Raw genomic sequence first — 7435 nt, forward strand, 5'->3', positions numbered from 1 at the left:
GCCGTCGGGGCCACCGGCTGCGCGGCCGGGGTCGGCGAGCCCCGCGTCGGCCTCGCCGAGCTGGGCACGGTCTGGCAGGAGGCAGCGGCCGCGGCGCGTGCCGCACTGGCCGAGCCGCGCTTCGGCCCGGTCGCGCAGTGGGCGCGGATCGGGCCGTACCGGCTGCTGACCGCGCTGCCGCCGCAGGCCGCGCACGACCGTGTGGTCGGCCCGCTCCTCTCCCCCGCCCACCGGGAACTGGCCCGCACCGCGGAGGTGTTCCTCGACTGCGCGGGCCAGGCCGGCCGCACGGCCACCGAGCTGGGCATCCACCGGCAGACGCTGTACTACCGCCTGTCCCGGGTGGAACAGCTGACCGGCCTGGACCTGGACGACGGCGAGGACCGGCTGCTGCTGCACATGGCGCTGAAGCGCGCCCGGCTCTAGCCGGCCCGTCGGTTCGGGGAGGGCGGCTCAGCCGTCCGGTGCTCCGCTCAGTACCGCGCCGACCGCCGCGATGCCCGCCGCGATCGCCCGTTCGGTCACGTCACCGAACCCGAGGACGAGCTGGGGCGGCCCGGTGACCGGCGAGGTGCGGCAGGCACTCATGCCGTACAGGCCGACGCGGCGGGCGCGCGCCGCGTCGATCACCGTCTGCTCGTCCGCCCCGGCCGGCAGGTGGGCCACGGCGTGGAAGCCCGCGGCCAGGCCGGTCAGGCGCACCACCGGGGCGTGCTCGGCGAGGGCGGCACGCAGGGTCGTGCAGCGGGCCCCGTACAGGGCGCGCATGCGGCGCAGATGGCGGTCGTACCGGCCGGACTCGATCAGCCGGGCGAGGGCCAGCTGGTCCAGGGTGGGCGTGCCGCGGTCCGCGATCCGCTTCAGCTCGGTGACCTCCGCGGTGAGCGCGGGCGGGCTCAGCAGCCAGCCGATGCGCAGCGCGGGGGCCAGTGACTTGCTGACCGTGCCGATCGAGACGACCCGGTCGGCCGCGAGGCCCTGGAGCGCACCGACCGGTTCCCTGTCGTAGCGGAACTCGGCGTCGTAGTCGTCCTCGATGACGTACGCGTCATGGCGCCGCGCCCAGCCGAGCAGCGCGTGCCGGCGCCGCGGGGCGAGGAGGACCCCGGTGGGCCACTGGTGGGCCGGGGTGACGATGACCGCCTGGGCGCCGGTCGCCGCCAGGGCCGCCACGTCGATGCCGTGCGCGTCGACCGGGACGGGGACCGGGGTGAGGCCCGCCGCGCGGATGGCCGCGGTCGCCGTGGCGGGGCTGCCCGGGTCCTCGTGGGCGACGGCCCGGACGCCGGCCCGGGCCAGGGCCTGCAGCACGAGGGCGAGCCCCTGGGCGTAGCCGGAGCAGACGAGGGTGTGGTCGGGGTCGGCGGCGGCGGCGCGGACCCGGCGCAGGTAGGCGGCGACGACGGTGCGCAGGTCGCGGCTGCCGCGCGGGTCGCCGTAGCCGAGATCGGCGGTCGGCATCCTGCGGGCCGCCTCCCTGATTGCCCACAGCCAGTCGGCGCGCGGGAAGGAGGCGAGGTCGGGGACGCCGTGCCGGAAGTCGGCGATCAGCCGCGCGGGCTCGGGGGCCGGCTCCGCCCGCGGCGCGGGCGGAGCGACGGGCGCGCAGGAGGCCACGCGGGTGGCCGACCCGACGCGGGTGACGAGGTAGCCCTCGGCCTGGAGCTGGGCGTAGCAGTCCTGGACCAGGCCGCGGGACAGGCCCAGCTGGCGGGCCAGTTCCCGGGAGGACGGGAGGCGTTCGCCGGCGCGCAGCCGTCCTGCGCGGATGGCGTCCCGCAGCTGTCGTTCCAGCTGGACGCGCAGCTGTTCACCGCTGTTCCGGTCGACGGTCAGCAGCAGTTCGGGGGAGAGACCGGCCCACTGCACAGTCATGGAATTGGAGCTTACCGGCGGTCCGGTCGCTGCCTAGCGTCGACGGCATGAACCCGACAGCGCGACCCGGCGCCCCCACCACCGCCCCGGCCCCTCGACCACCGCTGCTCAGCCGTGCCCTGCTGCTGCGGTTCGTCAGCGTGGTGGGGTCGACGGTGAGCTTCTTCCTGCTGCTGTCGGCGGTGCCCGCGCACGCGGGCCGCGACGGGGCGGGCCTCGCGACCGGCACGCTGATGCTGTCCACGGTGCTCGGCGAGCTGACCGGGCCGCGGATCCTCGGCCGGTTCGGCAGCCGGGGCCCGCTGGCGGCCGGTCTCTTCCTGCTGGGCGCGCCCGCGCTCGCCCTGCCGCTTTCCGACGCCCCGGTCTGGACGGCGGCGGTGTGTCTGGTGCGGGGTCTGGGCTTCGGCCTCACGATGGTCGCCGGCGGCGCCCTGACCGCGGCGCTGATCCCGGCCGGACGCAGGGGCGAGGGGCTGGCCCTCGTCGGGCTGGTCGGAGGCGTGCCGTCGCTCCTCGCCCTGCCCCTGGGCATCTGGCTGGCCGGCCACGTCGGCTACGCCCCGGTCACCACGGCGGCGGGCCTGGCCGCCCTCGCGGTGATCCCGACGGTTCCGGCCCTGCGCGCGGGCGGAGAGACGGCTGCCTCCCGGGGCCGGGAGTCCGCTGGGGGTGGGCCGGCGGTGGCCGTCGGCGTGGTGGGGGCCGTGCGGACCGGCGGACTGCGGCGGCCCACCGTGGTGTTCGCGGCCACCGCCGTCGCCGCCGGCATTCTCGTCACCTTCCTGCCGCTGGCGGTCCCGCGCGCGTCCGGCGTCGCGACGGCGGCCCTGCTGGTGCAGAGCACGGCGTCGACCGCGGCCCGCTGGGCGGCGGGGCGGTACGGCGACCGCCGGGGCTCCGCGCGGCTGGTCGTGCCGGGACTGCTGGTGTCGGCCGCCGGACTGTCGGCCCTCGCGGCGACCTCCAGCCCCGTCGCCGTGCTGGTGGGCGCGGCGGTCTTCGGCACCGGCTTCGGCGTGGCCCAGAACGCCACGCTCACCCTCATGTACGGCCGGGTCTCCGCGGCGTCGTACGGCACGGTCAGCGCCCTGTGGAACCTCGCCTACGACGGCGGCATGGGGGTGGGCGCCGCGGGCTTCGGTCTCCTCGCGGCGCACACCGGGTACGCGTGGGGCTTCGCGCTGACCGGGCTGCTGATGCTGGGCGCCCTGGGACCGGCGGTACGCGACCGGCGGGCGGATACCGGTGGGGACCCGGTGCGCGCCTAGGCCCTCTCGTCGCAGTCCCCTCGTCCCCCCGGGGGAGCGTGCGCGGTGTGCGCCGGTCAGCTCCTGTCCACTGCGGCGATCATCCGCCGCAGCCCCTCGGTGAGCTGCTCGGCGGTGGTCGCCGAGTCGGGGTCGAAGAGCCACTGGACCATGAGCCCGTTGAGGAGGGTCTGGTAGAAGCGGCCCTCGGTCTCGACCGCCTCCGGGCCGAGGTCCGCCTCCGGGATGCCGGTGAACATGGACGCGAGTCCCGCGCGGCCCTCCCGCTGCGCCTCGGCGAGGAGCTTGCGCACCTCCTCCAGCCGCTCGTCCTGGAACATCAGCTCGAAGCTGAGCAGCCAGATCGGCCGCGACTCGGGCACCGTGCGGATGACTCCGGCCCAGATCTCCTGGAAGCGCTCCAGTGATCCCGCGGGCTGCGTCACCTCCGCCGCGGCGCCCGGGTCGAACCGCTCCCCCACGCCCTCGATCAGCGAGATGTACGCCTGCACCAGCAGGGCGTCCTTCGAGCCGTAGTGGTAGCCGATGGAGGCGAGGTTGGTGCCGGACTCCTTCACGATGTCGCGCGCGGTGGTGCGCAGGAAGCCCTTCTCCAGCAGGCAGCGCTTGGCGCCTTCGAGCAGATCCTCACGGTGTCCCATGCGACCAGCCTACCCACGACCCATACAACTGTCCTAGACGAGTGACTTATACAGCTGTCCTAGACAAGCGTTTAAGACGCTCGTACAGTCTCCGGCATGACGATGAACGCGACGAGCACCACCGCCCCCGTCCGCGCCGGACGCCGTGAGTGGACCGCGCTCGGTGTGCTGATGCTGCCGCTGCTGCTGGTCTCGATGGACGTCTCCGTCCTGTACTTCGCGACCCCCGCGATCAGCGCCGACCTGCGCCCGAGCGGCACCCAGCAGCTGTGGATCTTCGACGTCTACGGTTTCGTCCTGGCCGGCCTGCTGCTGACGATGGGCTCGCTCGGCGACCGCGTCGGCCGCCGCAAGCTCCTCCTCCTGGGCGCCGCGGCCTTCGGCGCCGCCTCGCTCCTCGCGGCCTACGCGAACAGCGCCGAGACCCTGATCGCGGCCCGCGCGGTCCTCGGCATCGGCGGCGCCACCCTGATGCCCTCCACCATGGGCCTGCTCCGCACGATGTTCACCGACCCGGCCCAGCGCGCGAAGGCGATCGGCCTGTGGTCCGGCGTGATGACCGGCGGCATCGCCCTCGGCTCGGTGATGAGCGGCCTCCTGGTCGAGCACTTCTGGTGGGGCTCGGTCTTCCTGGTGAACCTGCCCGCGATGGCGCTGCTGCTCCTCCTCGGTCCGGTGCTGCTGCCCGAGTCGAGGAACCCCGCGCCCGGCCGCTTCGACTGGCCGAGCGTCCCGCTGTCGCTGGCCGCCGTGCTCCCCGTCGTCTACGGCCTGAAGGAGATCCCCTCCGAGGGCTGGAACCCCGGGTACGTCCTCTCGATCACCGTCGGCCTGCTCTTCGCGGCCCTGTTCGTCCGGCGCCAGCGCACCGGCACCTCGCCGCTGATCCCGCCGGCCCTCTTCCGGGCCCACGGCTTCACCCCGTCGCTGGTCCTGACCCTCGTGTGCGCGTTCGGAATGATGGGCTCGGCCATCTTCACCACGCAGTACCTCCAGTCCGTCCTCGGCAAGAGCCCGCTGGAGGCGGCCCTGTGGAGCCTGCTGCCGTCGGTGCTCATCGGGGTCGCCGGACCGGTCACCGCGCAGCTCGTCCAGCGGGGCGTCCGCCGCGGACACGTCGTCGCCTGCGGCTTCGCGGTCAGCGCGGCCGGGTACGCCCTGCTCGCCCTCGTCGGCACCGACTCCCTGTGGCTGGTGCTGACCGCGGCCGGCGTCCTCGCCTGCGGGGCGGTCATGGTGATGTCCCAGCTGACCGACCTGGCGATGACCGGGGCGCCGGTGGAGCGGGCGGGCACCGCGTCCTCGCTCCTGGAGACCGGCACCGAGTTCGGCGGCGCGCTCGGCATGGCGGTCCTCGGCTCCATCGGTACGGCGGTCTACCGCCACACGATGCCGGCCACCGCCCCCGCCGAGGCCCGCGAGACCCTCGGCGGTGCGCTGGCCGACGCCGCCCGGCTGCCGGGCCGGACCGGACAGTCGCTGCTCGCGACGGCACGGGAGGCGTTCACCAGCGGTATGCAGGGCGCCGCGCTGGCCGGAGCGGTGCTGCTCGGGCTGGCAGCAGTGGGGGCGGCGGTGACGTTGCGGAGGATCGAGGCCGGGAACAAGTAAGGGCACGAGCGAAGCGCCGGGCGGGCTGACGTGAGTCAGCCCGCCCGGCGCTTGAGGACAGACGCCCGCCGCCCGGCCGACCGGGCCGGCGGGAAGGATCAAACCAGGTTGACCGACCGAGCCGACGTGGCGCCGATCTCGGAGGCGACCTCGGCCAGAACACCGGAGGACACCGTGTCGTCGACGGTCAGCACGGCCAGCGCCTCCCCGCCGACCGCCGCGCGGGCGACCTGCATGCCGGCGATGTTGATGCCCGCCTCGCCGAGGATGCGGCCGACGGTGCCGACGACACCCGGGCGGTCCTCGTAGCGCAGCACCACCATGTGGTCGGCGAGCGCGAGGTCGACGTCGAACTCGCCGACCGCGACGATCTTCTGGACGTGCTTCGGGCCGGCCAGCGTGCCGGAGACCGACACCTCCTCGCCGGTGCCCAGCGTGCCGCGCACGGTCACCACGTTGCGGTGCTCCGCGGACTCCGAACTGGTGGTCAGCCGGACCTCGACCCCGCGCTCCTGCGCGAACAGCGGGGCGTTGACGTAGGACACGGTCTCGTCGACGACGTCCTCGAAGACACCCTTGAGCGCGGACAGCTCCAGCACCTTCACGTCGTGCTGGGTGATCTCGCCGTAGACCTCGACGTCGAGGCGGACCGCGACCTCTCCGGCGAGCGCGGTGAAGATGCGGCCGAGGCGCTCGGCGAGCGGCAGGCCCGGCTTGACGTCCTCGGCGATGACACCGCCCTGGACGTTGACGGCGTCCGGCACCAGCTCACCGGCGAGGGCGAGGCGGACGGACTTGGCGACGGCGATACCGGCCTTCTCCTGCGCCTCGTCCGTCGACGCGCCCAGGTGCGGGGTGCAGACGACCTGGTCCAGCTCGAAGAGCGGGGAGTCGGTGCAGGGCTCCTTGGCGTACACGTCGAGGCCGGCGCCGGCGACCCGGCCCTCCTTCAGCGCCGCGTACAGCGCCGCCTCGTCCACGATGCCGCCGCGCGCGGCGTTGACGATGCGCACGCTGGGCTTGACCTTGCGCAGCGCCTCGTCGCCGATGAGGCCGAGCGTCTCGGGGGTCTTGGGCAGGTGGACGGTGATGAAGTCGGAGACCTCCAGCAGCTCGTCCAGGGAGAGCACCTTGACGCCCATCTGCGCGGCCCGCGCGGGCTGCACGTAGGGGTCGTAGGCGACGACCTTCATGCCGAAGGCGGACATGCGCTGCGCGACGAGGGCACCGATGCGGCCCAGGCCCACGACACCCAGCGTCTTCTCGGCCAGCTCGACGCCCGTGTACTTGCTGCGCTTCCACTCGCCGTTCTTCAGCGCGGCGTTGGCCTGCGGGATGTTGCGGGCGGTGGAGAGGATGAGACCGCAGGCCAGCTCGGCGGCGGTCACGATGTTGGAGGTCGGGGCGTTGACGACCATCACGCCGGCCTTGGTGGCGGCGGAGACGTCGACGTTGTCCAGGCCGACGCCGGCCCGCGCGACGACCTTGAGCCTCTTCGCGGCGGCGATGGCCTCGGCGTCGACCTTGGTGGCCGAACGGATCAGGATCGCGTCCACGTCGGCGATGGCCGGAAGCAGCTCGGAGCGGTCCGCTCCGTTGCAGTGCCGGATCTCGAAGTCCGGACCGAGTGCGTCGACGGTGGCGGGCGACAGCTCTTCAGCGATGAGTACCGTGGCTTTTTGACTGGGGTACGAGCTCACGTGAGTCCTCACATGTGCGATGCGGACGGCCGTCCCGACGGCCGCAGGCGGAGGAGGGGGGCTAGCCGCGGAAGACGCACGACGCTGTGGGCCTGACGCGTGTTGTGCAGAAGTGTAGTGGCGCGGCGGGCGGCGCATTGCGCCTCCGCGGAAGGATCACCCGTCCGGGGCTGGACGGGGTGGACAACAGGGGCCGAGGCAGTTCGCCCCGGCCCCTGTCAGCAGGCTTACGCCTCCTCGTTCACCCAGCTCATCAGCTTGCGCAGCTGCTTGCCGGTGGTCTCCAGCAGGTGCTCGGAGTCCTGCTTCTTGTACTCGTTGTACTTCTTCAGGCCGC

Annotated in this window: 6 protein-coding genes and 1 pseudogene; 3 read left to right on the plus strand and 4 right to left on the minus strand. The window is 73.8% G+C overall.

The window, feature by feature from the left end; genetic code table 11:
- Nucleotides 1–426: helix-turn-helix domain-containing protein (locus ABZV94_RS38890; RefSeq protein WP_356349351.1), on the plus strand; the 426-nt coding region annotated here is incomplete at its 5' end.
- A gap of 27 nt (nt 427–453) precedes the next feature.
- Here the strand turns inward: ABZV94_RS38890 and ABZV94_RS38895 are convergent.
- On the minus strand, nt 454–1875 hold the full coding sequence (locus tag ABZV94_RS38895; RefSeq protein WP_356349354.1) for a PLP-dependent aminotransferase family protein: 1422 nt from the start codon (nt 1873–1875) through the stop codon (nt 454–456).
- A 47-nt stretch (nt 1876–1922) separates the two neighbouring features.
- On the opposite strand from ABZV94_RS38895, the gene ABZV94_RS38900 reads away from it, so the two are divergent.
- A complete protein-coding gene (locus tag ABZV94_RS38900) occupies nt 1923–3146 on the plus strand; it encodes an MFS transporter (RefSeq protein WP_356349357.1) in 1224 nt (407 codons plus the stop codon).
- A 56-nt stretch (nt 3147–3202) separates the two neighbouring features.
- Here ABZV94_RS38900 and ABZV94_RS38905 read toward each other — a convergent pair whose 3' ends face one another.
- Entirely contained in the window at nt 3203–3787 is a 585-nt protein-coding gene (locus ABZV94_RS38905) for a TetR/AcrR family transcriptional regulator (RefSeq protein ID WP_356349358.1), read from the minus strand.
- Between the two features lie 96 nt (nt 3788–3883).
- Here ABZV94_RS38905 and ABZV94_RS38910 point away from each other — a divergent pair, with 96 nt between their 5' ends.
- On the plus strand, nt 3884–5398 hold the full coding sequence (locus ABZV94_RS38910) for an MFS transporter (RefSeq protein WP_356349361.1): 1515 nt from the start codon (nt 3884–3886) through the stop codon (nt 5396–5398).
- A 98-nt stretch (nt 5399–5496) separates the two neighbouring features.
- Here ABZV94_RS38910 and serA read toward each other — a convergent pair whose 3' ends face one another.
- Together serA and ABZV94_RS38920 are read right to left on the minus strand one after the other, a co-directional pair.
- Entirely contained in the window at nt 5497–7098 is a 1602-nt protein-coding gene (gene serA, locus ABZV94_RS38915) for a phosphoglycerate dehydrogenase (RefSeq protein ID WP_356349364.1), read from the minus strand.
- A 227-nt stretch (nt 7099–7325) separates the two neighbouring features.
- Nucleotides 7326–7435: pseudogene (locus ABZV94_RS38920) on the minus strand (ketol-acid reductoisomerase); the annotation flags it as partial.

The organism is Streptomyces sp. NPDC004658, assembly GCF_040609555.1.
Taxonomy (GTDB): Bacteria; Actinomycetota; Actinomycetes; order Streptomycetales; family Streptomycetaceae; genus Streptomyces.

Excerpts from the sequence above, each read along its gene's own strand:
- ABZV94_RS38895 (WP_356349354.1), bottom strand. The coding sequence starts at position 1,875 with ATGACTGTGCAGTGGGCCGGTCTCTCCCCCGAACTGCTGCTGACCGTC.
- ABZV94_RS38900 (WP_356349357.1), top strand. The coding sequence starts at position 1,923 with ATGAACCCGACAGCGCGACCCGGCGCCCCCACCACCGCCCCGGCCCCT.
- ABZV94_RS38905 (WP_356349358.1), bottom strand. The coding sequence starts at position 3,787 with ATGGGACACCGTGAGGATCTGCTCGAAGGCGCCAAGCGCTGCCTGCTG.
- ABZV94_RS38910 (WP_356349361.1), top strand. The coding sequence starts at position 3,884 with ATGACGATGAACGCGACGAGCACCACCGCCCCCGTCCGCGCCGGACGC.